Annotated in this window: 24 protein-coding genes; 13 read left to right on the top strand and 11 right to left on the bottom strand. The window is 46.9% G+C overall.

Going from position 1 to position 24,998, the window contains the following annotated elements:
- Positions 1–2 precede the first annotated feature (2 nt).
- The 5 genes from OC443_RS24430 (at position 3) to OC443_RS24410 (ending at position 3,056) form a co-directional block, all read left to right on the top strand.
- Complete coding sequence (locus OC443_RS24430) at positions 3–419, top strand: GNAT family N-acetyltransferase (RefSeq protein ID WP_073579437.1); 417 nt, start codon at positions 3–5, stop codon at positions 417–419.
- Between the two features lie 84 nt (positions 420–503).
- Positions 504–1,142, top strand: coding sequence for a hypothetical protein (locus OC443_RS24425; RefSeq protein ID WP_073579438.1), 639 nt, complete (start codon positions 504–506; stop codon positions 1,140–1,142).
- A 43-nt stretch (positions 1,143–1,185) separates the two neighbouring features.
- Positions 1,186–1,623, top strand: coding sequence for an IS200/IS605 family transposase (tnpA, locus tag OC443_RS24420; protein ID WP_073580231.1), 438 nt, complete (start codon positions 1,186–1,188; stop codon positions 1,621–1,623).
- Positions 1,624–1,912: 289 nt separating this feature from the next.
- Positions 1,913–2,503, top strand: coding sequence for a hypothetical protein (locus tag OC443_RS24415; RefSeq protein ID WP_073585870.1), 591 nt, complete (start codon positions 1,913–1,915; stop codon positions 2,501–2,503).
- Positions 2,504–2,648: 145 nt separating this feature from the next.
- The gene (locus tag OC443_RS24410; RefSeq protein WP_073585869.1) at positions 2,649–3,056 is read left to right on the top strand and encodes a GFA family protein; all 408 of its coding nucleotides are present in this window, start codon (positions 2,649–2,651) and stop codon (positions 3,054–3,056) included.
- A 259-nt stretch (positions 3,057–3,315) separates the two neighbouring features.
- Here OC443_RS24410 and OC443_RS24405 read toward each other — a convergent pair whose 3' ends face one another.
- The 7 genes from OC443_RS24405 to OC443_RS24375 are packed head-to-tail and all read right to left on the bottom strand — an operon-like array spanning position 3,316 to position 9,374.
- Positions 3,316–3,666: a RidA family protein gene (locus OC443_RS24405; RefSeq protein ID WP_073585868.1), complete on the bottom strand. Its 351-nt coding sequence runs from the start codon at positions 3,664–3,666 to the stop codon at positions 3,316–3,318.
- Entirely contained in the window at positions 3,623–5,089 is a 1,467-nt protein-coding gene (locus OC443_RS24400; protein WP_073585867.1) for an FAD/NAD(P)-dependent oxidoreductase, read from the bottom strand. Before OC443_RS24400 ends, OC443_RS24405 begins: the two co-directional genes overlap by 44 nt.
- Before the next feature lie 41 nt (positions 5,090–5,130).
- A complete protein-coding gene (locus OC443_RS24395; RefSeq protein WP_234976455.1) occupies positions 5,131–5,463 on the bottom strand; it encodes a (2Fe-2S)-binding protein in 333 nt (110 codons plus the stop codon).
- Entirely contained in the window at positions 5,393–6,502 is a 1,110-nt protein-coding gene (locus tag OC443_RS24390; protein ID WP_073585865.1) for an NAD(P)/FAD-dependent oxidoreductase, read from the bottom strand. The genes OC443_RS24395 and OC443_RS24390 overlap by 71 nt, the downstream gene beginning before the upstream one ends.
- 46 nt (positions 6,503–6,548) lie before the next feature.
- Complete coding sequence (gene dctP, locus OC443_RS24385; protein WP_073585864.1) at positions 6,549–7,571, bottom strand: TRAP transporter substrate-binding protein DctP; 1,023 nt, start codon at positions 7,569–7,571, stop codon at positions 6,549–6,551.
- Positions 7,572–7,585: 14 nt separating this feature from the next.
- Positions 7,586–8,887 carry a TRAP transporter large permease gene (locus OC443_RS24380; RefSeq protein WP_073585863.1) on the bottom strand — a complete coding sequence of 434 codons (1,302 nt, stop codon included), beginning with the start codon at positions 8,885–8,887 and terminating at the stop codon, positions 7,586–7,588.
- Positions 8,880–9,374 carry a TRAP transporter small permease gene (locus OC443_RS24375; RefSeq protein WP_073585862.1) on the bottom strand — a complete coding sequence of 165 codons (495 nt, stop codon included), beginning with the start codon at positions 9,372–9,374 and terminating at the stop codon, positions 8,880–8,882. The genes OC443_RS24380 and OC443_RS24375 overlap by 8 nt, the downstream gene beginning before the upstream one ends.
- Positions 9,375–9,493: 119 nt before the next feature.
- Between OC443_RS24375 and OC443_RS24370 the strand changes: the two genes are divergently transcribed.
- On the top strand, positions 9,494–10,426 hold the full coding sequence (locus tag OC443_RS24370; protein ID WP_073585861.1) for a LysR family transcriptional regulator: 933 nt from the start codon (positions 9,494–9,496) through the stop codon (positions 10,424–10,426).
- 576 nt (positions 10,427–11,002) lie between these two features.
- Here the strand turns inward: OC443_RS24370 and OC443_RS24365 are convergent.
- Positions 11,003–11,413 (bottom strand): hypothetical protein, encoded by a 411-nt coding sequence (locus OC443_RS24365; protein ID WP_073585860.1) that lies wholly within the window; start codon positions 11,411–11,413, stop codon positions 11,003–11,005.
- A gap of 435 nt (positions 11,414–11,848) precedes the next feature.
- Positions 11,849–12,031, bottom strand: coding sequence for a cyanobactin maturation protease PatG family protein (locus tag OC443_RS26450; protein WP_370738780.1), 183 nt, complete (start codon positions 12,029–12,031; stop codon positions 11,849–11,851).
- Positions 12,032–12,480: 449 nt separating this feature from the next.
- On the opposite strand from OC443_RS26450, the gene OC443_RS24360 reads away from it, so the two are divergent.
- On the top strand, positions 12,481–12,933 hold the full coding sequence (locus tag OC443_RS24360; protein WP_073585859.1) for a helix-turn-helix domain-containing protein: 453 nt from the start codon (positions 12,481–12,483) through the stop codon (positions 12,931–12,933).
- Positions 12,934–13,612: 679 nt separating this feature from the next.
- Positions 13,613–16,693 carry a TrlF family AAA-like ATPase gene (locus tag OC443_RS24355; protein ID WP_262021764.1) on the top strand — a complete coding sequence of 1,027 codons (3,081 nt, stop codon included), beginning with the start codon at positions 13,613–13,615 and terminating at the stop codon, positions 16,691–16,693.
- 229 nt (positions 16,694–16,922) lie between these two features.
- Here the strand turns inward: OC443_RS24355 and OC443_RS24350 are convergent, their stop codons facing one another.
- Positions 16,923–17,126, bottom strand: a complete 204-nt coding sequence (locus OC443_RS24350) for a hypothetical protein (protein ID WP_143169397.1) — start codon at positions 17,124–17,126, stop codon at positions 16,923–16,925.
- A gap of 90 nt (positions 17,127–17,216) precedes the next feature.
- Here OC443_RS24350 and OC443_RS24345 point away from each other — a divergent pair, with 90 nt between their 5' ends.
- From OC443_RS24345 to OC443_RS24325, 5 genes are all read left to right on the top strand, one after another.
- Complete coding sequence (locus OC443_RS24345) at positions 17,217–18,098, top strand: HEPN domain-containing protein (RefSeq protein WP_073585405.1); 882 nt, start codon at positions 17,217–17,219, stop codon at positions 18,096–18,098.
- A 353-nt stretch (positions 18,099–18,451) separates the two neighbouring features.
- A complete protein-coding gene (locus OC443_RS24340; protein ID WP_073585406.1) occupies positions 18,452–19,003 on the top strand; it encodes a class IV adenylate cyclase in 552 nt (183 codons plus the stop codon).
- Between the two features lie 31 nt (positions 19,004–19,034).
- Entirely contained in the window at positions 19,035–19,580 is a 546-nt protein-coding gene (locus OC443_RS24335; protein WP_073585414.1) for a hypothetical protein, read from the top strand.
- Positions 19,581–20,170: 590 nt separating this feature from the next.
- The gene (locus tag OC443_RS24330) at positions 20,171–21,265 is read left to right on the top strand and encodes an AHH domain-containing protein (RefSeq protein ID WP_083601717.1); all 1,095 of its coding nucleotides are present in this window, start codon (positions 20,171–20,173) and stop codon (positions 21,263–21,265) included.
- A 1-nt stretch (position 21,266) separates the two neighbouring features.
- The gene (locus OC443_RS24325; protein WP_073585407.1) at positions 21,267–21,857 is read left to right on the top strand and encodes an imm11 family protein; all 591 of its coding nucleotides are present in this window, start codon (positions 21,267–21,269) and stop codon (positions 21,855–21,857) included.
- Positions 21,858–22,096: 239 nt separating this feature from the next.
- Here the strand turns inward: OC443_RS24325 and gcvP are convergent, their stop codons facing one another.
- On the bottom strand, positions 22,097–24,985 hold the full coding sequence (gcvP, locus tag OC443_RS24320) for an aminomethyl-transferring glycine dehydrogenase (protein WP_073585408.1): 2,889 nt from the start codon (positions 24,983–24,985) through the stop codon (positions 22,097–22,099).
- Positions 24,986–24,998 lie beyond the last annotated feature (13 nt).

The raw sequence follows: 24,998 nt of genomic DNA, 5'->3' as shown, positions 1-24,998 counted from the left end.
ATATGGAAGTTGAGTACAAGATTAATGAACCAATAACAACGGATCAGTTTGTTGATCTTTTAAAAAGCTCTACTTTAGGTGAGCGTAGACCTATTGATGACCGTGAATGCATGGAAGGCATGATCGCAAATAGTAATCTAACAGTCACTGCTTGGGACGCTGGTGAATTGGTTGGAATCGCTAGGTCTATGACTGATTTTAACTTTGCATGCTATCTATCTGATTTGGCAGTATCAAAAGACTATCAAAAACATGGTATTGGTAAACAGCTTCAAATAATCACCAAAGAACAATTGGGTCCTAAATGCTATCTAATCTTAATAGCCGCTCCGGCAGCTAATACGTATTATGAGCATATAGGGCTTACCAATGTGCCGGTATGTTGGGCGCTTCCGCCAGGCGATAGCATAAGCAGCTAACAGATAAATCAACCTGACGCCTGGCGGCGCAGGTCATTTAGGCGTTAGAAGCTATAGCAACCTGGATTTTTCGGAGAAACATGTATGTCAATGGATTGGTATGAGGCACAACAGGAGGAAGCATATTCTGAGTTTGTCGATTCGTTAGCCTCTGAACTTTATGAAGAGCATAAAGAACAAGTTGTAGAGAAATTTGTTTCTGATCGTCTTGCTTCGTATTATATGGCGCATGCTGATATTGCTAAAGATGCAGTTACTTTTTTAAAGAAGGCTAAATCGCTTCAGAATTCAGAACCAACTGCATCGCTTTTATTTTCTTCTACGGCTACCGAGGTGCTTCTTAAGTCTGTATTACTAAAGCCTATTGTTTATGGGCTTGTTCATACCGAGTCTTTGGCGGAGTTAATTGCAACCGGACTAGTTAAGCAAACAGGGATTGACCGATTTAAAGAATTGGTTTTCGGAATATTGGATCATCATATCGCTTTTGAAGCTGGTATTAATAAATATTGCCGAGAAGGCAGCAATTCGCCGCTTTGGAGTGAGAGAGACGCAATACAAAAAATACGTAATAAAGTTCTTCACCAGGCAAAAATGTGTTCAGAGTCCGAGGCAATTCAATCAGTTGAGGTTGCCTTGGCTTTTATTGTCATCCCTAAACCACCGCCTTGGGCGGTGGTGATTGAACCTTGGGGCTATTGCCCGAAGAAATGCCCATGTTAGAAGTAAACCTCTTATTCACCACAAGTAAGAGGAAACAAAAAACATGGGCGACTATAGAAGTTCATCACATGTCTATTGGCGTTGTAAATACCATATAGTTTGGACGCCGAAATACAGATTCAAGATCCTGAAAGGTAACGTAGGTAAGGAGCTTTATCGCTCAATCTATATTTTATGCAATATGAAAGATTGCGAGGTCTTGGAACTAAATGTTCAGCAAGATCATGTTCATCTGGTTGTGATAGTTCCACCAAAAGTGTCTATCTCAACGTTGATGGGGATGTTGAAAGGACGTTCGGCAATCCGGTTGTTTAACAAATTCCCGCATATAAGAAAGAAGCTCTGGGGAAATCATTTTTGGGCAAGAGGTTACTTTGTCGATACGGTTGGCGTAAATGAAGAAATCATCAGACGTTACGTCAGACACCAAGATAAGAAAGATCAAGAATACGAGGCGCAGTTAGAGTTGAAGATGAACTAACAGCGCGAGAATGCTCCCTTTCAGGGGGCTGTAAACCAAAGCCGCCTTCTAAGAAGGCGGATTTTTACTAATATCACTAATGCCTTGCTAAGTAACATTGGTTTCAAATTTTCTGAGGGTGGCCTTTTGGTCAATGTGTAGCCCCATAAATGCTTCTAACAAATCGTGCCAGTCGGACAGTTTGTTCCGTGGCTCTTTTTGTGCTGGGCGCTACGCTAGCACAAAACGCCACTCCACAAACTGCCGCTGCACTCGGCGTTATATTTATAGAGTAGTTCGGAGGTAATAATTGTTAAGTGAAGAGTTGGTTGTTTGGTTAAAAGATACGATTCCGGGTATTATCGTGTTAGGTGCCTTTGGTAGTATTCTTGGGGCGTTCTTACTTTGGGTGACCGCAAAGGTCACTCTAAAACTCTGGTCCTTCGCTAAGCGTAAAATTGATGAGCAAGTTCTTAATGTAATGCTCAGGTATATGAAAGGGTATTTAGTTGCTAGAGCCACAATTTTACAGCTACAAAATAAAAGGAGTACAGCTTCGATAATAGCGCTTTACTCACGTGTTTTGACGGACAAGCAAACATCTTCTATTTTGTCCTGTTTGTTGTTTATATCATTAACTATTTTCTTTGCTGTAACAGGCACAGAGTACTTAAAAACCAGTGTTTTTTTAGTATCTATGTTTTTCATGTTCTTGCATGATGCAATTGTTTATCGTGTATTGCAGTTGCTCTTTGATACGTATCTATTTGGTAATGAAGAAAAGTTTGCTAAAGCTACTTACGACGACAATATCGTGTCTATTATCGACTTAATCATTTCGCTTAGACCACATATAGATAAGCTCAATGACATTGATATTGAGGCAATAGCGAGAAAATAAATATAACAAATAATTTAAGCAGATTTGTAACGCTTGGCATTATTGGTTTGAATCGGCTTTAGTGTTACGGCACAATTCTTTAGGTAGATGATAGTGTGGCTCACACCTTAAGCGGGCGTTAGACCCCCTAAATGGATTTATTGGAATGGCTAAAGGTGAATGTAATTGCGGTTCGGTTAAGTTTGAGATCAAATCTAAAGTTTCAGACGTTTTTATCTGCCATTGTTCCATTTGCAGAAAATCTACCGGCAGTGGTGGCATTGCTGTTGTAATCGTGCTGAACTCTGATTTCTCTTGGGTAACAGGTGAAGAACTCATTCAAAAGTGGGCTAAACCCGGACATGATTGGGAAACAAGTTTTTATAAATGTTGTGGCTCGCCTTTGCCTGGGGCTGACAGTCAGTCACATATGTATGTGCCTGCGGGTTTAATTTCAGCAGATGCAGAGCATTTAAAAGTAGCGCATCATCTATGGGTTAACTCAAAGGCGGGGTGGGAAGTCATCGGAGACTCTGGTCAGCAACATCCTGAGGCCTTCAGCTCGGAGGCCTGACAATAAATACTGCCAACACACCAAAATACCCACCAGTCAAAGGATCAACAGACACGACGTCTGTTGAAGGTTTTTCCCGCCATGGAAGGTGGTAAAACCGGTCCTGACCACGCGCGCTGAAGCCGAATAAAAAAGGAATTTTTCGCCCCTTTTTGTTCCTTCAAAAAAGGGCTGGTGCGCGGCCACCAAACGCAGCCTGGATCGAAAAAACAATCAGCGCACCAAACCACCCCAACAGCCAAAAACTGCTACCAAAAAACTAACCAGCAACCGCCGCGACGACAATCACTTCCACCAGCAACTCCGGCCGCGCCAGTTTCGCCTCCCCACAAGCTCTCGCCGGTGCATATCCGGCCTCAAACCAGCTATCCCACACCTGATTCATCTCAGCAAAATCCGCCATGTCGGCCAGCCACACCGTGGCCTGCAACACATGCTGCTTATCGGAACCGGCTTCGGCCAGTAATGCCCCGACCCGGCGCAGGGCCTCCTGAGTTTGCTCCGCGACCGTGTCGCCGCTGCCGACCTGACCACACAGATAGATGGTGTCGTTGTGAATCACAATTTTACTCATACGCTGATTCGTGTGCTGGCGCTGGATTTGCGTCATGCGGTGTCTCCTTTCGATATGGTGCCATAAATGATTGTGAATACGGTGTCAGGCTGGCCAGTTCGCCCAGTTTCAGTGGCTTGACCGGATGCCGGATCCGGTAATAACCCACCTGTTCCGGAGTCTGGCCGGTTGTTGCGGCAATGATGTCACTGACCGCTGCACCGCAATAACGCCCCTGACATGGCCCCATACCGCACCGGGTCAGGGTTTTGATTTGATTGATGCCATCGCTTCCTTCGCGGGCAAGCTGGCGGATGTCGCCTGCGAGTACTTCTTCACAACGACAAATGATCGTCTCATCCGCAGGGGCCAGTGCCGTTGCCGGTGGCGTGTAAAGCGCATCCAGAAATGGCCGTACCGCCAGCTCCTTCGCGATGCGTTGTTTGAGTGCCTGACTGCGTGAATCATGATCCGGCACCGGCATGTCTATAGTCCGCAACACGGCAAGGGCGGTGAGTTCGCCCTGAAGTTCTGCGACCATCGCGCCACCGATCCCGCCGTTGTCTCCGGCCACAGAGATGCCCTCAAGAGAGGTTTGTCCGTTTTGATCCAATTCCGGCTTCCAGCAGTGTTGCAGCGTATTCCACTGGTGTCTGGTTTCCAGCGAACGGGTCAGCTGCACATTGGGTATCACGCCGATATGGGTGAGCACTGACGTGGTTTTCAGCGTGTGTGTTCTGCTGCCTGTGTGAAAGGTCAGCGCCTCCACCTGCCCCTGTCCGGTGGCTTTCAGTCGGGTCGCGCCGGTGTAGTGGGGAATGCCCGCCCGGCGGATTTTCCACATCAGTTTGAGCCCTTTGAGCAGGTAGCGATAACCCAGCAATGCACCGCCAGTATAGCGGATCGCTTTCAGATAATTCCGGGGCTGCTGTGTATCCACCAGCGCCAGCGGCGGTACACCCATATCAATCAGCTGACCAGCCAGCAGATACAATAACGGCCCGGTGCCTGCCAGCACCGCCTGTTGCGGCGCGATTTGGGCAGTTTTGAGTAGAATCTGCGCTGCGCCGGCGGTCATCACCCCCGGTAAGGTCCAGCCCGGAAACGGGAAACTGCGCTCCGTGGCGCCGGTCGCCAGAATAATATGCCGCGCCTGAACTACCTCGCTCTGGTCGTTCTGACTCCAGTAAACGCGCTTATCTGCATCTATCCGCCAGACTGTTGCCTGCGTGATTCGTTCCAGTCTGCCGGAGGTCTCAATCTGAGCCAGTTCCTGAACCAGTGTTGCCCCGTGTAAATAGTCCGGGCCGAGCAGTTTGCCGACCGGGTGATCGCCGTTGCCAACCGCGCGGTAAATCTGTCCGCCGGGGGCTGGCTGCTCATCCAGTAACAGCACCTGTGCACCGGCGCGGGCACACTCCGCTGCGGCTTTCATGCCAGCAGGGCCTGAGCCGATGACACACACATCAATATGTCTCATAGGTTTTTCCTGTGTTTGGTTTCATCGTATTCACGCTGAATCTAGTTGCGTTGACGCTCAATCTGCATCCCGGCTTCGGCCAGCCGCATGCATCCCTGAACGTTGGGTTCTCCGTTGACCATCACCCGGCATTCGAAGCAGGTACCCATCATGCAAAAAGGTGCCCGTGGCGCACCGGAGACGATGGTTTCGCGGGTCGCCGTGACGCCTGCGGCCAGCAGTGCCGCGGCAATGGTGTCACCGGCTCTGGCAATAAACGGCTTGCCTTCCCAGTAGCAGGTGAACCTCTCATCCGCGGCGTTTTCAAGCCTCACAAATGTTGAATCGTTTTTCACTGAATAACTCCAAATCAGGTTGATCTGCCTGATGTTCAAACCATGCCGGTAACAAATAGCTGTGGGCGGCGGCGAGGGTAATGCCGCTGTGACAACTGACGATGTATGTGCCCGGATGGGTCGTGGATTCCTGATAAATGGGCAGTCCATCCGGTGAGATAATCCGCAGCGCCCCCCAGCTGCGCACCATCCGGACCTGTGCAAGGAACGGATACACCGCAATCGCCCGTTCTGCAATAGCAGCGGTGACATCCAGCGTATCCGCATCATCAAATCCGGCGGCTTCTTTTGAATCTCCAATCTGAATGCCGCCTTCATCCACCTGACGGATAATCCCGGACGCCCGTTTCAGCCGTGGTGGCATTTTTTCGGTGATCAGCACCTGGCCTTTTTGCGGCATGACCGGCGCTTTTAATCCGATTTGCGGCCCGAGCTGTGCCGCGCCCAGCCCGGCGCACAACACCACTTTATCCGCATGCCAGACACTGCCACTGGCGGAAGTCACTTTGTAACCGTTGCCGTCCGCTTCAATGATTTCCGCACTGACCTGACTGGTGAACGTGCCACCGAGTGCCCGGATGCAGAACTGATAAGCTTTCAGCAGTTTTAACGGGTTGACGTGTCCGTCTTCGGGGCCATAAATTGCTCCGGCGACTTCCGGGCCGATCTCCGGTTCTTCTTCCAGCAACCGGGCCCGATCCCACACTTCGTACGGGTGATCACTGTTGAGTTCGCTGCGCAGCCATTCATATTTTGCCGCACGCTGCTCTAATTCTGCCTGGCTGAAATGAAAATCATAGCCGCCGTTTTGTTGCAGATGCAGATCAATGCCGGACAGGGTGGTCAGTTCGTCTGCCAGCTGACGCCACATCCCGACGGAGCGGCGGGTCCAGGCGGCATAATGCGGTGCGTCCAGCCCTTTGCACGACAGCCATACCAGCCCGAAATTCCCGCGGGAAGCGCGGTAATCGCTGTCGCCACCGTCCAGCACGGTCACCCGGTGACCGTTTTTGAGTAAGCCATAGGCCACGGCACAGCCAACAATACCGCCGCCGATAATGAGATATTCCGCTTTCATGAATAACCTCTTGAGTGTCGGGAGGACATATGTCCTCCCGGAAAAGTTACTGGTCGATTTTATCTAAGATGGATTGTGCCCACTGCGGACCAATATCTTTCAGGATTTCCGGCCAGACAGTTTTGTGGACATGTTGTGATATCTCAGCCAGCTGCTTATCACTCACCCGGACAATTTGAGTGCCGTTGTCTGCCAGTTTCTGCTCATTGGCAGCCTGATCCGCTTTGGCGTGTTCCCAGCGATGTGTCTCAAAGTGACTGGCAGCGGTTTTCAGTGCCTGCTGTTCCGCTTTGGATAAGTCATTGAACTTTTCGCTGTTGATGATCAGATACCAGATCTCAAAATGGGTATTGAGCGGAATATAGGTTTTGGTGACATCACGGAATGAAGCGTAATAGCCTTCCGCACCGGAACCAATCACACCATCAACCACGCCGGTTTCAACCGCGGTGAATGCTTCTGAGAACGGCAGTGGTGAGCCGATATAACCCAGAGTATCTGCCAGCAGCTGGAAACTTTTGATGGGCGGCACCCGCAGTTTGATCCCTTTTTTGGCCAAAGTTCCCGGACTTTTCGCGTCGCGGTTTAATGAGATACCGCCGAAATAGACCGGATAAGCCGCCAGCATGGTAATGTCCTGTTTGGCATAGAGCGATGCAATCGCTTCGCGCACCGGCGCGCCGGGGCCGAACACCTTGCGGGCTTCTGTCCAGTTATTGGCCAGATAGGGCAACAGGCCGATCTGCATCTTGCGGTCGGTGGCGGTAGAGACCGGCTGTACTGCCATATCGACCGCACCGACGGAGATTCTTTCCTGTACCAGCGTATAATCACCCAGTGCATTGGCGGCATAAACCCGCAGTTTTAAATCGCCGCCGGTCGCTTTTTTCAGGGCGGCACCGAGTGCTTTAATGTCATTGTCGATCACCGTTCCCTGCGGACGGACATGGCTGATTTTCAGCGTCGTGGCGCCGGCCGGAACACTGCTCAAAGTGGCACCCATCAGCAGCATGGCAGGGATGATGGTGTGTGGCTTCAGTCGACAACGAAACAGACTTGTGAATTGCATAGTAAACATCCTTATTATTTGTAACCGAACAGGTGAGGCAAAAAGAGCGATAAATCCGGCCAGAATGATGTGAGGATCACCACCGGCAGATAACCCAGCAGAATCAGCATCATGGCCGGTCCGACAACTTCTGAAAATTTCACGTTACCAATACGGGCACCGAGATAAAGAATCGATGCATACGGTGGGGTGACGCCGCCCATCGCGGTGTTCACCCCCATAATTGCCGCAAACTGTACCGGGCTGATACCAATCGCATTCATCAGTGGCAGCAGCAGCGGGGCAATTAAGATGATTGCTGTGATGTCATTGACGACCATCCCGACAAAAAACAGCAGCAGGTTAATAAAAATCAGCAGTAAGGTTTTGTTTTCGGTGATGCCAAAAATCGAGCTGACCAGTTCCTGCGGCACATTCTCTACCACAAACATCTGGCTGAGGATCAGGCTGAACAGAATCATGAACAGGATCGCACCCACCATGGTGGCGGATTCTTTACCGGACGCCAGCAGGGACTTGAATGTCAGACCTTTGTAGATCAGAAATCCAACCGGAATGGCATAGATAACCGACACGGCTGCCGCTTCGGTTGGTGTCATCACGCCACCATAGATACCGCCGAGAATAAACACCGGCATTAATAAGGCCGGAATAGCGTGCACCGTGCGGGACGAAGCTTCTTTCACCAGCCCGGCTACTGTGGGCGTTTCTTCCAGTACCAGCGGGAAGTTGCGCGATTTGACCAGATTGATGACGGCAAAGTTGAAGGTCACCAGCAGGCCCGGTCCCAGTGTGGCCAGAAAACAGGCCAGAATCGAGGTGTCCGTCACCCAGCCATAAACAATCATGGTGACACTGGGCGGAATCAGCAGGCCGAGAATCGAGGAGTTGGCGACCAGCGCGGTAGCGTAAGCCCGCGGATAGCCGCGCTTCTCCATTTCGGGGATCAGCAGCGGGCCGATGGCGGCGACGCCGGTCAGGCCACTGCCTGAAATCGCGCCGATAATCGCACAGCTCACGGAAGCAACCACGCCAAGCCCGCCGCGGATATGGCCGACAAATACATTGACGAACCTGAGCAGGCTGGCGGCAATACCGCTCTGGCTCATAATGGTGCCGGAGAGGACAAACAGCGGAATCGCGAGCAGAATCGGGTTGGCTAACTGGCCGAGTCCCCACATCATATTCCCTTTCATGGACATGTCGCCCACATAGGTCATCACCATCAGTGCACCACCGAAACAGAAAGGTAACGGCACGCCAATCGTCAGCAGCAGAACCAGTGCGCCGACGGCTAATAATGCGACTTCAACCATGATTCACCCCTTCCTCTGCGGTCAGTTGCGGACGGGCTAATTTTTTACTCAGCCGGACGATGTGAACCAGAATAAAGCCGCAAATCAGGGCCAGACCGATAAACAAAGAACACTCATAAATGACGGCGGGTATATATAAGGTCGGAGTTTCTTTCTGTACTCTGAGGGCATATTTGAAATAGTCCCAGGCCCAGTAGGTCAGCCACAGCGAGACGATCAGACTGATGATTTCACCAATCAGCGCCAGCAGTGTGTGTCCCCATTCGGTTTTGATGAAAATCTCCAGCACATTGGCCCGGATCTGGGTGTCTTCGCGCGAGGCATTGACCGCCCCGAGCATATACATCCACAGGGTGGGAATAATGGCAATCTCTTCCAGCCCCATCACCGGGACTTCGAACACATACCGGGTGATGACCTGAATAAACTGCGAAAAGGCGACAATGCCCATCAGTCCGGTCAGCAGATATTTAAACAATCGCTCCACGCAACACTTCCTTATGTTAATTGTTGTAAATATTCTGTTAATTTAAATGATGACGGATAATAAAAACAAATTTAAAATATCTTTCATTCCATAAATTTTTCTTATAAGGAAGGGATGCTGTGAGTGCGAATTTATCGATCAAACAACTGGAAACCTTCAGGACGGTGATGCGGTCGGGGTCGGTTTCAGAAGCGGCAAAAAAGCTGTGCCGGACACAACCAGCAGTGAGTGCTATGATTTTCAGCCTGGAAACGGAGCTGGCGTTTCAGCTGTTTGAGCGGGAGAAAGGGCGGTTGATCCCGAAGCCGGAAGCGTATTTTTTGCTTGAGGAAAGTGATGCGATTCTGGAACGTCTGACCCGGACATCGCAACTGATGGCGGAAGTGGGTCACCTGTCCCGCGGGCATCTGCGCATTGCCTGCATGCCAGCCGCTGCGTTGTATTTTATGCCGCATGTGGTGGCCGGGTTTGTACAGGACAAGCCTGCGATCAATATTTCCATGATGATGAGAAGTTCAATGATTGTGTACGACTGGATCGCAGCGCAGCAATACGATATCGGCTATGCAGAAATGCCCAGAGCAAGAGACTCGATTCATGTCGAGCCGGTGATTCTCAAAGGCGTTTGTGCGGTGCATCAGGATGATCCGCTGGCAGCAAAACCATGTATTACGCCTGAAGATCTGGATGGCGTCGCGCTGGCGACTTTATTTTTCCAGCATCCGAATACGGAAACACTGCGCTTTTTATTTGAGGAGCGGGGCGTTCGTTTTCATCCGCGTTTCGAGTTACAGAATTTTATGTCCGGCTTTGAGCTGGTGGAGAGGCAACTCTGCTGCTCGGTGTGCGACCCGATGAGTGCAGCCAGTTACCGGATCAGTAAATCACGACAGGGACCCGTGGTTTTCCGGCCGTTTGTGCCGGATGTCATTTTTGAGCACGCGATTCTCACGCCTTCCCACAAACCGATGTCGATGATGGCCCGCTCTTTTGTTGAAAGCATCCGGCAGGAATTAAATGCGTTTATGCCGGTGGGGTGTTTTGAGGAGTAGGGCGTTGATATGCTGGTTGGAAGTGGAGAATTGTCGGCGCCGATACATTGGCTTTGTTTTTGTTTGCTTTGGCTTCAGTGGAATGGTTTGTTGCGCGATGAGCTTCTTCGGTTTCTTTGGCTGCACCGAACGCGCCCCAGTTCCTTTTGGTAGACGCCAAAAGGAACCAAAAACGTCTTTTTTGGCTTGGTCACGCGTGGGTCAGGACCGATTTGTAAGCGCGTCCCTGCGCTGACAAATCTGAAACTTTCTCCTGAAAGTTCCTCCTTTGAGCAATGATCAATTTGGCTGTGTTTTTCTCCTCGTTCCCACTCCGTGGGAATGCATACCGAGCCAAAAATTACCATGATAACCCTTGTTCCCACGGTCCTGAACTGACCCCCAATAGTGAAGTGGCATAGTTAATTTGGCCACCTGATAAGAGGTGGTATTGTTAACTTGCCATTCTGTGTTATTTATTTGCCTTTTTTGATTCTTTTAAAAAGTAGCTATCCCATGGGTTCCAATATTGGCTAAGTGCCGAAGACGTTGTAACAACACCCCCGGCACACCAACATACGTCCTTATCGCACGCTCTTATGCTTCAACTTCATCAGAAAAATTTATTTCTTCTTTAATCAGATAGAGAGGTAGGTCAATATATCCTTCTACAACGATACGACCTTCTTTCATTCCAGGTTTGAGTTCAATGAACACTTCTGTGGTTGTAATATTGGGTATTTCACCGTGTAGATAATCATAACCAATAGCGGGGGTTTTAATTGTCGAGTATCCAGTACTGCCATTCATATCAATCTTATTCATGAATAGCAATTCAACTTTTTCTGGCATACCAAGTAACTTGGTCATAGAAATGGTACCCGCAACTTCCTTTTGTTCGTTCATCACTAACTTGAGTGTACCAAATGGCAGATTGATCTCACCTACAGTCTTGAACCCATAAACAAGCACTGCACCGCCTTCTATCACTGAGTTTTCAGAAGTCATAACGAAAATCCTATCTTTGATTATAAAATTCCTAGGAAAGCTAAGCCAATACGACGTCAGCCTGCCCGACTCTTCTTACTTTCCAACTCTCTGCTGGAAACATCTTTAATCTATATGCTCACAGGAAAATAAAATATTACACGTTATTACGCGTGCATTTTTAGACGTGATTTTCGTCATCAATCAAAACCAATCTTTCATGGAGACACGAGGGAAAGTGAAGGACTGATACTGGGGTCAGAATCGCTTCCACTCTGTGACTAAAAAGGGGGATTCCCCTGTGACATCGACGGTGCTGTACCAACTTTGTTTAGCGCCCGTATCGATCCCTTGATAATGGAAGATCACCTTGGCCAATAATCGATCGCCACTCCATGCAGTCAGGACCTCGACACTCACCACCTGATAGCCATGCTTATTCGGGCCTTGCTGGTGTTACTTGTAATATAAGGTATAAGATTGCAAATAAATCTGAGGGTTATTATACAAAACATAGTTCAACGCCCGCTCATCATTACGATTCCCGTCATTGGCATTCAGCGACAAAATTTCTTCGACTAAAGGGGGCATCGTCGATTCATTGTCTGAATTGGAGATAAAAACACTGAGGACATACACCTCACAGAGTCATTTATCAGGGAGTACAAAAGGAATGACTCGTTATGAGGTGATTCTCATTCCTGTGCAACCCGGATGTTTTTCCTGATGGCATTCTTGTGTGGTGACACGCGGAAGGGGCGACGCTGGTTTATTCTGAATCACAGTTCTGCATAAGATAAAACCGCTGATTGAATGTAATAAGCTTCAGCTGGTGTTGTCTGTTTTCAAAACTCATATTTATATCAATTTGATATAAAAATTGACATTGAGGTGATTAAAGAATAAATTTGTATCAAATTGATATAAAAATCCACTTTATGACAGCGCTATGGTCTCATTTGGTTCCTGATGTGGGAGTGAATCATCGAATACGGATGGGAATATTTTTCTGTTAAAAGTAAGGATTGAATCTGACCCTTCAGCTTTTATCGTGACGGTTGTTCTGCCATAAATCAGGGAAACATGTGATGAATGAAATCTACCATTATACAGAGTGCGGCCTGCCTGACATTTATCTGAAAAATGGCTTCTGCCTTCAGGTGATTGATAACGAAGAATATTTGAGTATTGACCACATTGAGTCGCTGCATCAGGCCATTGGGTTATCTTTGGCTGGAAAACATAGTCTGTTAACCGGAGATGAATTCCGTTTTCTCCGCATCGAGCTGAATCAGTCCCGCAGAGTGCTGGGGGAATTACTTGGTGTTGATCAGCAAACGATAGGCCGCTGGGAGAAAGGAGAATCGGCGATTCCTAAACTGGCAGACGTCTCTGTCAGGGTACTGTTTTCAGAATCATGTCATCAGCACAGCCAGCTGGGTCAGTTGCTGGAACAACTGGCAGAAGCGGAAGCTCAAAACATTTTCAGTTGCCGGATGGAAGTTGAAGAGAAGAATCATGTCTGGCATGTGTCGTTGTAGGTGGCTGGTAAGTGATGGGTTATAACGAACGGGGATACATACCACAAATCTCAATGGGTGAGTGATTCGTTTTCAGCTTCAGTGGAATGGTTTGTTGCGCGATGGGCTTCTTCGGTTTCTTTGGCTGCACCGAACGCGCCCCAGTTCCTTTTGGTAGACGCCAAAAGGAACCAAAAACGTCTTTTTTGGCTTGGTCACGCGTGGGTCAGGACCGATTTGTAAGCGCGTCCCTGCGCTGACAAATCTGAAACTTTCTCCTGAAAGTTCCTCCTTTGAGCAATGATCAATTTGGCTGTGTTTTTCTCCTCGTTCCCACTCCGTGGGAATGCATACCGAATATAAGCATCATTGATATAAACTCGTTGCAAATTCACCTTTGCTCACATCTATCATGAGATGATCAATGAAAACCATAAAAATTATGTGTGTATGTTCAAAGTATCCGCTTTAAGCGAGCAAGTGCATTTGAATTACTGAGTATTTGGTCAATTCTATTTATTGAAGAAGGGAGAGTTGTGGCATTTTACGTGACATTATGTAAGGGATAAATATGTTCAAATTTTTTATCGGAATGATTTTTATACTTCTACCGGAGCGTAAGGTGTATGTCCCTTTTAGTGAAATAATAATTAGGGTGTAGGCTTAACTGCTTGCTTCTCTAACAAGTTAGGAAAAGTAAATGGCTAGTAGTAAATACCCTCGTGGTTCAGAATGGCGCAAGTGGGATCTACATATTCACACCCCAGCGTCTTTCCATTGGAATGGTCCAAGGTTTAACCTGGATCCATGTGCATCTGAAAACGCTCCTTTAGTCGATGAAATGATCCATGCAATGAATGCAGCAGAACCAGCGGTATTTGCGATTATGGATTACTGGACTTTTGATGGATGGTTTGCCTTGAAGCATCGTTTAACGCAAGAAGATGCTCCCAGACTTCAGAAAACCGTGTTCCCTGGAATTGAATTGCGTTTGATGGCTCCGATGCGGGGAAGGCTAAATGCACACGTTCTTTTCTCTGACAATACACCTGATCAGGAACTTGTTGATTTCAAAAGCAGACTGCAAATCGCACTGGTAAACAAGCCGTTATCTGATGCAGCCTTAATACAAGTTGCAAAAAATGCTCAACCCGATAAGTTACGCCACCACGGTTTAAATCAACAGAGGGTCAATGAAGTTGATAGTGAGGCTCTCAAAGCTGGTTCTATAATTGCTGAGGTCACATGTGAAAGCTACCAGGGCGCTATTGATAATGTAAGCGAAAAGCAGGCTATTGGTTACATGTCGTTCAATACGAACGATGGACTTACTGAAATCGAGCGTAATGAGCATTACGCTTACTCATTAACCCTTTTCAAGTCCTCGCCAATCTTTGAAACAAGAGACTACGCAACATGGGCAGCGTTCGCTGGTGTAAAAGTCACTGAGAATGAACGGTGGTTCGATGCTTTTCAAAAAGCCCTAAACAACCAACCCAGACTTGCTGTTTCAGGTAGCGATGCTCATAGATTCACTGGTGAACCTGAAAATAAGGATCACCGAGGCTATGGCGATTACCCATCAGGAAAAGCAACTTGGATAAAAGCGAACCCAACATTTGAAGGATTAAAGCAAGCCATAAAAGAACCAGCAAAGCGGTCATTTATTGGAGAAACTCCTCCAAAGCGTCAGGTTGTAAGTGAAAACAAAAGTCGTTTTATTGAAAGACTGGAAGTTAATAAATCCGTAGGAAGACAACTTGCAGATACTTGGCTTGACCGAACTAAATTACATCTAAACCATGACTTAATAGCAATCATTGGTAATAAAGGTAGCGGTAAAAGTGCATTAGCAGATATAGCAGCACTGCTTGGTAACTCAAAACAAAGTCATCACTTTTCTTTCTTAAAAGAGAATCGGTTCAGGGGTAAAACCGGTGAGCCAGCAAGTTACTTCAATGCAAAAGTAACATGGGGTGATGGCGAAGAATTCGCGAAAAATCTTAATGAAAACCCAGCAACTGAGAATGTTGAGCTCGTAAAGTATATCCCACAGGGGCACTTTGAAGAATTGTGTAATGCTCATGTTTCTGGCCAGTCAGATGCTTTCGAGAAAGAGTTAAGATCTGTAATTTTCTCACATGCTGATGACTCTATACGTCTAGGTGCTCATGATTTTGACCAACTTATCGAGCAGCAAGAAAGTTCACTTCGCAGCAAGCTCGAAAGCTATCGCAGCGCATTGCACAAAGTTAATGAACAAATTGCATTTGTTGAAAGTCAGATGACCGATCAAGCGCGAAAGGCACTTGCAGAATTATTGGCTCAAAAAGAAAGGCTACTCGAAGAACTTAAAAAGGTTGAGCCAGAAGCTGTTCCAGAGCCAACGAGTGAGTTGACCACGGAACAACAAAAAGTAGCTGAACAGCTTACAGCGATTAGACAGATGCTTGAAGAATTTCAGCAAAAGCAAGAATCAAATCGAGAAGAAATAACAAAGCTCGCGGCAAAGAAAAAAGCATGTAAGAACATCAGAGCAGGCTTTGAGATTGTCAAACGTGCAGTGAGACAATTTGCTTCGGAGTTCAACTCTGACGCCGGACTTCTAGGCTTAAGTGTTAAAAGCCTAATCAAATTAGAAATTGATGAAAAAGCAATTTCAGATTTCGAGAGCGATATCATCAACCGTGATAATGAACTAAAAGAGAGTCGATTATCCATTGATACTGAAAGGCAAAATCTTACAAAGAAGAAGGCTTCATTAAGCACACAACTAAATGCGCCACAACAAGCATTCCTGCAATATAAAGAGCAATTTAAAGTTTGGGAGGACAAGAAGGCAGCGTTACTGGGTTCCAAGGATGAACCAGATACTATTGAGGGTGTTAAACATAGAAAAGCCCAACTGGACCAACTGCCAATTCAAAGACAAAAACTACATGTTCAACGGCAGGACTTAACCCGCCAAATATTCAGAGTTCTTTATGAGCAAAAGACGAATCGTGAGGCTCTTTTTGAGCCAGTTCAATTTCTCATCCAGAATAATGCTCTGATCCGTGATGAGTATAAATTGCAGTTTAGAGCTGAACTGAGTAGTACAACAGACCAAGTATCGAACAAATTATTCTCTATCGTAAAACAAGAATCGGGGGAATTCAGAGGAAAGTCAGAGAGTCTGTCAGCAATGAAAGAGCTAATGGATAGACACGATCTTAATGAAGAGGAGTCTCTTATCGGATTTGTTCAAGAGTTGCACCAAAAGCTAGAGGATGCATCTAAGAACCCAGTTGGCATAGCTTCACTTCTACGTAAAGACCGTACAGCAAATGAAGTCTATGATCTCATCTTTGGTCTGAATTACCTTGAGCCAAGATACACACTAATGTTCCAAGATGCACAAATTGGGCAGCTGTCACCTGGGCAAAGAGGTGCATTACTGTTAATTTTCTATCTGCTTGTTGATAAGGGAAATACCCCCATTATCTTAGATCAACCAGAAGAAAACTTGGACAATGAGACAATTGTGAGTCTACTTGTACCAGTGTTGACTGAAGCAAAACAAAAGCGACAGATTATTATGGTGACACACAATCCAAACCTTGCCGTCGTCTGTGATGCAGAGCAGATAATCCACTGCGAGTTTGACCGCACAAATGGTCATAACATCACATATACACCTGGAGCTATTGAGTGCAGCATAATCAATAGTAAAGTGGTCGATGTGCTTGAAGGTACAATGGCTGCATTCGATAATCGTAGAATGAAGTATCAGAAAACCTAGCGAGGTCATTCAAAAAAGATTAAGTGTAGGCTGGACTAGATTTCTGGGAATAGAGTTTTCCCTCTTTGTTGTTCAAAATATCTTCTTTGGTCGCTTTTGTACTTCATATAACCTACTAGAGAAGTAGAACTGAAGCAACTGCAGGAACAGGCACTCCAACAACATGGCACATGTCCCGGCTATGAAAGCAAAGAAGTTGCATAAAAATCCCACAAATCAGGAGGCAAATTCACGATGGATTTGTCAGTTTCCCCTCATAAAAAGCTGCGCAGGATGCGCATACAAAACCGGTCCGGTCAGCGAGCACCAAAGGATTTTCTGGATACTCTTTCATCCGGGAAAGAGTATCTGGGGCGCGTTCGGTGCAGCCAAAGAAACCGAAGAAGCCCATAGCGCAACATACCATTCCACCAAAGCTTAATTCTGAGGACATTTCAATCCCCCTGAAAAAGATAGACTTTTTCTCTGCAACCCGCCACACTAAAGCTATTGTCAGTTTCAGGAACTATCACCAGCAGAACCCATGAAAAGTAGCCTCGACCACCTTCCCGAATTCAAACAGCATGAACTTCAGACCATGTCGGTTATTTTTCGCGACACGCTGGCTGATTACATTGAAAGTAAGCAGGGGAGTAAACGGGAATTCCGGATCCTGAAAATTATTCTGTTTGGCAGCCATGCCAAAGGCACTTGGGTCAATGATCCGGCCAACGGCTATATTTCGGATTACGATATTCTGGTGGTGGTGAATCACGATGATTTAGTGGAAGACGATGTGGTCTGGCAGCGGGCGAAGGAAGAGATCGACCGCAAAGTCACTTCTGCACCGCTGGGGCTGATTGTGCATTCGCTCCGGGATGTGAATGAACGCCTTCAACAGGGTCACTATTTTTTCAAAGATATCCGGGAAGAGGGGATTGAGATTTTCTCTGCCACGCCGAAGGAATTATCGCTGCCGGGGAAACTCACGGAGGAAGAGAAACAAGCGATTGCCAAAAAGCATTATGATCAGTGGATTGCCAGTGCCGATGATGATTTAGCGACTTATCAATTTACAAGAAACGATTTACGCCTTAAAAAAGCAGCTTTTGAACTTCATCAGGCAACGGAACATTTATACGCCTGCACACTGCTGACCTGCACCAACTATTTACCCAAATCGCACAATATTGAGAAACTGGGTAAGCTCTGTGCGCAAATCGATCCGCAGTTTCAAACGATTTTCCCGCTGGACAATAAACTTCACCGCCGCAGCTTCCGCCGCCTGCAACGCGCTTACATCGAAGCCCGCTATTCGGAGCATTTTGAAATCACCATTGAAGAGCTGGATTATCTGGCACAAGAAGTGGTGAAGTTGAAAGGGCTTGTGGAACGGGTGTGTCTGGTGCATTTTCCGGTTATTTAATGCAGAAGAGCGTGCTTCCTTATAATTTGCAGTCATGTCAGCCGCTGACGACAAACCTGCGTCACGAATGCTTTTAACTTTTCAATCTCAGTCAACAGATATACCCAAACAACCTGAAGATGCAGGGTTCAGTGACAAACTCACCCGCAGGGCGTGAGCTGAAAGGCACATTTCTGCGTCAAGAGAATTTGAAAGGTGGGTACATTCCTGCATTCCCTTTCTTTGAACTGCCCCTTTCGGCTGCACGCTGAATCATGCATCTTCAGGTTGCTTGGGTATATGGGTTTTTATGCCGCTTCAAATTTTGAACCTGTTCCATATGATAATATTTTCTTTTTATGAAGAATCTGCATATGTGCAACGACCATTTTCAAGGAAAGTATGAGGTTGAGCTAAAGTATCGTCTCCGGTCTAAATCAGACTTTTTGACAACACTGAGTCTTATGCCTCACGAAGTCATGGTTCAGGACAATGAAGAATGTGACTGGTATTTTGATTACCCGGATAAAGCATTACAGGCTCAGGACAAAAGTCTTTGCATTCGTACAATGGAGCCTTCAGGTATCCGGTTATGGATTGTCAAAGGGCCGGGGCCGGACCGGTGTGAGGCGACTAACATCACTGATGCTTCGAAGGCCCGGAGTATGTTAGAAACTATGGGTTGTGAAGTCGTCCTGAAAGCAAAAAAAATCCGCAGTATCTACTTCGTGGAAGCATTTCACATCACTGTCGACTCACTGGATGGCATCGGTGACTTTGCTGAGTTCGCGATAATGACCGACGATGAATCGATGTTATCAACCTACAAAACCCGGCTTGAAGCGCTGGCAGGTCAATTCGGGCTGAACCCATCCGCATTGCAGGAGAAGTCGTATAAGGAAATGCTGATGGAGCGTGGTGTATGACAGGGCTTAAAAAACAGAGAAGATGACAAATATGAATATTTGGTTTTTAAGAATGGACAAAGATGGATGGCGTGAAATTGATCTCAGCGAAAGTTATTCATATATCCATAGTGCACACGGTAGTTGTGGTGACTTAGATACTGCCCTGGCGCATAAAGATGAAATATTTCCAGAGTTACGTCTGAATGGAAAACAGCTGGCTAAAAAAATCCGTGAAATTAAGGAAAATTTAGCGAAAGAAGAAAAAATTAACCTGGAGCAATCTGGAAAACGCCGTTGTGATTTGGCGATTCGTTACTGGTTACAGGTTATGAAATCAGGAGACTTAGTATTTGTAAGGACCAAACAGGGGACGGTGATTTTGTGTCGTGTGACCGGATATATATCCGAAGAGTTTTTTACCAAACGCGGATGTTTCCAAAGGCCGGTTCAAATTTTGGGTGAAGTTGCTGAATGTATGGTCCCGGCACGTCTCTGGCGCAGAACTCTCGGTAGAAAAACGATTGAACGTAATGCGCGGAAGCCAATCTCTGACTGGGTTGCTGAAAACTATAAATCACTAATTTCGACAAGCTAAACTCAAGTAATTTGCTAGTGTTTTCAGCTTCGGAGGGGTAGTTTGTTGCGCAATGGCTTCTTCGGTTACAGAGGCTTCAGCGAACGCGCCCCGGCTCCTTTGGGTAGACGCCAAAAGGAAACCCAAACGTCTTTTTTGGCTTGGTCGCGCGTGGGCAGGACCGATTTGTAAGTGCGTTCATAATCTGACAAATCCGGAACTTTCATTGTGAAAATTTCTCACCTTTGCTCATATTCATCATGAGATGACCAATAAAAGCCACAAATTTATGAGTGTTTGTTCAAGATATCCGCTTCCAACGAACAAGTGTATTTGAATTACTGAGTGTTTGGTCAATTCAATTTGAGGGCTTCGCAACTTGTTTACTTCTTTCGCCTGACCAACTCAACAATACATCCATAAACCGGCACCTTACTTGAATCAGTCGATCCTATACCGTTGATTTATTGAATCAATATCACACATCAAAAACCCAACCAGTGTCATATACCTCGGGTTTGTTAATGTGCGCTCAGTTTTACATAAATAGTTTCAGCATTAAGGACTCGGCAGGAAACCGATATCAGAGAAAATAGGGAGGAAATTCCTATATGTCAGTGTATGATCAAAACCAAAAACGGCCAAACTCTTTACTTATACAGCAAATAAATCAACATCATGCAATGCCCGCAGGTTGTCGTGGCGGGTTTTCGTCCGGCTCGGTAGCAGGTCCGGCCAATGCTCCGGAAGTGCCGGAGCCTGAAAAGCTCTCAACGACAGAAAAATTACAAAAGCAAACCCGTGAACGATTGAAAGAACTGGATCAGGAACCTGATAACCGGCCTTGCGTGCCCAATAGTTTCAATCGGGCAGCGATAAATAATCCTGAATCAACTCAAGAGCCAGCGACGGAGACTTCTGCTCCTCATGAGGAAAACAATGAAAGTGTGGGAAATGCGGCCACAATCTCTCCGGATGAAGAGAGTACAAATGACGAAAATGCTGCAGCAGCCACTACAGCCGATCCTGACAAAGAGGATGAAGATGTACCTGTATGTCCCATATGCAAAAAAAATCATGAGTTTATAGAAAAAGGCAAAGAAGGAACAAATAAGGGTAACGGGCAAACATTACGTGAAAACATTATCGGCCCTGTAGAAAATCACCGTTGGTATACAGGAGCATTCTCACTGGAAGCACACCATTTAATACCCACAGAATCACTTAAGGATGATGACTGGGAAGAATATTGCCGTATGTTTAGATACAATATTAACCATAAAAATAATGGTGTCATGCTACCTTATGATATGAATTTAGCCTGCCAATTACATGTTCCAATTCACCGAAGTAACCATAAAGCAGGCAGGGCTGAAGGAGTGAGGTATGTAGAAAAAATCATTTCTATCTTAGATGAAGAGAAAGAAAAAATTAAGTTAGGAGATTATTGCGCTGAACCCAAAGAGTTAGTTGAGGCCCTGGATGACTTTAGTGAATTTATCCTGAAGAAAATCAACGCGTTTGAATGGACAATAACCAGAGATGGTAAAGACTATGCCGATGGACAAATTGGTTGTGCCGGTGTTACTAAAAGTATTACTAATAAACCGAACAAACCATGTCCTCATGATCGCAAACATGGACTTGCCAAACAAGGTACCACAAATCCTCTCCCTAAATCAGGACCATTAAAAATAGGACATTAAAATGCCTCAAAATGAATATTATATAATTGAAAGGGATGATAATGATAATTACCCATTATTTGCCTGGGATGAACCAAGTGGTAATTTTGGGTTAGGCCGGCCTATAGAAATACAAGGAGCTGTTAGGTTATGTTTACGCGAACCGATCTCACCTAATTTTGAATGGGCAGACTTCCATAAACTCCCTGCTCCGGTTTTTTCTCAACGGATCGCGAATATGCTTACACAAATGGATATTTATGGCGTTCAACTTGTGCCAGCAAAGGTGAGAAACACCAAAGAGGCTCCTTCAGTTGAACCGCATGATTACTGGTTTATGCATGTGTGGAATCGCATTAGCTGTTTAGACAAAGAGCTTTCTAAACTGGATATTGGTAAAAAAGGCCGGATTTGGGGCATTAAAAAGCTGGTCCTTGATGATGAAAAACTTGAGCAGATAGAACTGCCTGAACGGCTAATATTTAACGTCGCTGAAAGCACTCGAATATTACTCATTCACGAGAGTATCAAAGAAGCAATTATGTCAGTAAACCCTGCTGGTTGCCGCTTTTTCAGGGTATCAGAATGGAATGATGACGCCACTTTTAGCTAATCTGTATAATATTTCAGAATGGCTCAGCCACAAAGCAGGGCCTTTCATTTATCAGTACATTTCAGATGAATTCGTCACGACCTAATCTACCGCATCTTCTTGAAAAGTTGAGAGTTACCCGTTTTGATAAACATTCCGAATATTCAATCAAAACAAAAAATAAAAAACAAAAGGCGAACCAAACAGTTCGCCTTTTGTATTCAGGTTAGTTTCTGACCCGGTTATCTGTGATCAGCCAATCACTCACCCTCATAAACTTCCATCGGCGGGCAACTACAGACCAAATGACGGTCACCGTAGACATTATCAACCCGGTTGACGGTCGGCCAGTACTTCGCCTGTTTGCTCTGACGGCTTGGGTAACAGGCAATCTCGCGTGAATAAGGATGCGACCAGTCGGCAGCCATTAAATCAACCTGAGTATGTGGTGCGTTGACCAGCGGGTTGTCATCCAGTGGCCAGACACCGCCATGCACATGATTGATTTCTTCGCGGATAGCAATCATTGCATCGCAGAAGCGATCCAGCTCGGCCAGGTCTTCTGACTCAGTTGGCTCAACCATTAATGTACCTGCAACCGGGAACGACATTGTTGGTGCGTGGAAGCCATAATCCATCAACCGCTTAGCAATATCTTCTTCACTGATGCCGGTTTCTTCCTTGATTGGACGAATGTCGATGATACATTCATGAGCAACCCGACCATTTTCACCGCGGTACAGAACCGGATAGTGCGGACGTAAACGCTCCATCACATAGTTGGCATTCAGAATCGCAACGCGGGTTGCTTCTGTCAGACCTTCTGCGCCCATCATAGCGATGTATGCCCATGAGATTGGCAGAATCGAAGCGCTGCCCATGTCGGCGGCCGAAATTGCGTAGTCTTTACCGTCTGCACCGCCTTCAATATGTCCCGGCAGGAATGGAGCAAGGTGAGACTTGACGCCAATCGGACCCATACCCGGGCCGCCGCCGCCGTGCGGAATACAGAAGGTTTTGTGCAGGTTCAGGTGCGATACATCTGAGCCGATAAAGCCCGGACTGGTCAGACCGACCTGCGCGTTCATGTTGGCGCCGTCGAGATACACCTGGCCACCCGCGGCATGAACAGTTTCACATACCTGACGAACGTGAGATTCAAATACGCCGTGCGTAGACGGGTAGGTGATCATGATGCAGGATAATTCGTTGTGGTGTTTCTCTACTTTGGCGTTGAGATCATCCAGATCGATGTTGCCCTGATCGTCACAGGCAACCACAACCACTTTCATTGATGCCATGGAGGCTGATGCCGGATTGGTTCCGTGTGCGGAACCTGGGATCAGACAGACATTACGGTGCCCTTCAGCACGACTCTGATGATAACGCTGAATTGCCAGCAGACCCGCATATTCGCCAGATGCGCCGGAATTTGGCTGAAGCGAAAATGCGTCATAACCGGTAATCGCGCACAGCATCTGTTTCAGATCTTCCGCCAGTTCTGCGTAGCCGGTTGTCTGAGATTTCGGGGCGAACGGGTGAACCGCACCGAATTCTGCCCAGCTGACCGGAATCATTTCAGAGGCAGCATTAAGTTTCATCGTACAGCTGCCCAGCGGAATCATGCCGTGCGTCAGTGAGAAATCTTTATTTTCCAGTTTTTTCAGATAACGCATCATCTGCGTTTCACTGTGATAACTGTTGAAAACCGGGTGAGTCAGGTAGTCGCTGTCCCGGCGACAGCCTGCCGGAATTGCAGCGAACTCATCACCGGCGATTTCATCAGACAGCGCATCAGGACTTGTTTGAATACCAAAGACTTTGAACAGAGCCTGCAGCTGAGCCGGTGAGGTTGTTTCATCACAGCTGATGCCTAAGCTGTCTGCAAAATAACGCAGGTTAAATCCGGCATCCTGTGCTTTCTGATACAACGCATCCGTTTTTTCACCGGTTGCGATGGTGATGGTATCGAAGAAATGCGTATGCGCAAGCTGGTAACCGCTCTGTTGCAGCCCTTTCGCCAGAATAGCCGTCATATGGTGTGTTCTGCGGGCGATTCTTTTCAATCCTTCAGGACCGTGGTAAACGGCATAAAATCCGGCCATGTTTGCCAGTAAAGCCTGCGCTGTACAAATATTGGAAGTCGCTTTTTCCCGGCGGATGTGTTGTTCCCTGGTCTGCATTGCCATCCGGAGTGCCGGATTGCCTTTTGCATCCACAGAAACACCAATCACCCGGCCCGGCATGGTTCGCTTGAATTTCTCTTTTGTCGCCATAAATGCGGCGTGCGGGCCGCCGTAACCCATCGGTACACCAAAGCGTTGCGCCGAACCAATCACCACATCAGCTCCCATTTCACCGGCAGGTTTGAGCAGGACACTTGCAAGCAGATCCGTGGCAACGGTCACCAGTGTTTTGTTCTGATGTGCTGCTGCAATGACACCCGTCAGATCTTTCACTTCACCGGTTGTGCCGGGATACTGAATTAAGGCACCGAATACATCCTGCTCTGGCAGGGTTTCCAGCGGGGCAATCACAACTTCAAAACCAAGGAATTCTGCACGGGTTTTTACTACTTCAGTCGTTTGCGGATGAACATCATCTGCTACAAAGAAAGTTTTTCCTTTGTGTTTCCCGGCCCGCTGGCACAGCGTCATCGCTTCAGCAGCGGCTGTCGCTTCATCAAGCAGGGATGCATTAGCGATTTCCATACTGGTCAGGTCTGTGATCATTTGCTGATAATTGAGCAATGCTTCCAGACGACCCTGAGAGATTTCTGGCTGATAAGGCGTGTAAGCCGTGTACCAGCCCGGGTTTTCAAATACATTACGCAAAATGACACTTGGGGTATGTGTATTGTAATACCCCTGACCAATCAGGCTGTGCATCAGTTGATTTTTTCCGGCAACGGTTTTGAGTTGTTGAAGCATGTCCGCCTCACTCAGCGCAGGGGGGAGAGGTAGTGCATGAGTGAGACGGATCAATTCGGGGATCGTTTCCTGAATGAGCTTGTCAGTGCTTTCAACACCGATTGTTGCCAGCATCTTTTGCTGGTCACTGCCCGCTGGTCCGTTATGCCGGGTGACAAATTCGTGCTGGTCACTCAGACCCTGCATCAGGTTTTGTGAATGGTGCCGTGGTTGCGTCATGATTGGTTGTACT

It is taken from the genome of Vibrio quintilis (assembly GCF_024529975.1).
GTDB lineage: Bacteria > Pseudomonadota > Gammaproteobacteria > Enterobacterales > Vibrionaceae > Vibrio > Vibrio quintilis.
The sequence above is the reverse complement of the archived record's forward strand: the minus strand, read 5'-3'. Positions and strand labels throughout refer to the sequence as shown.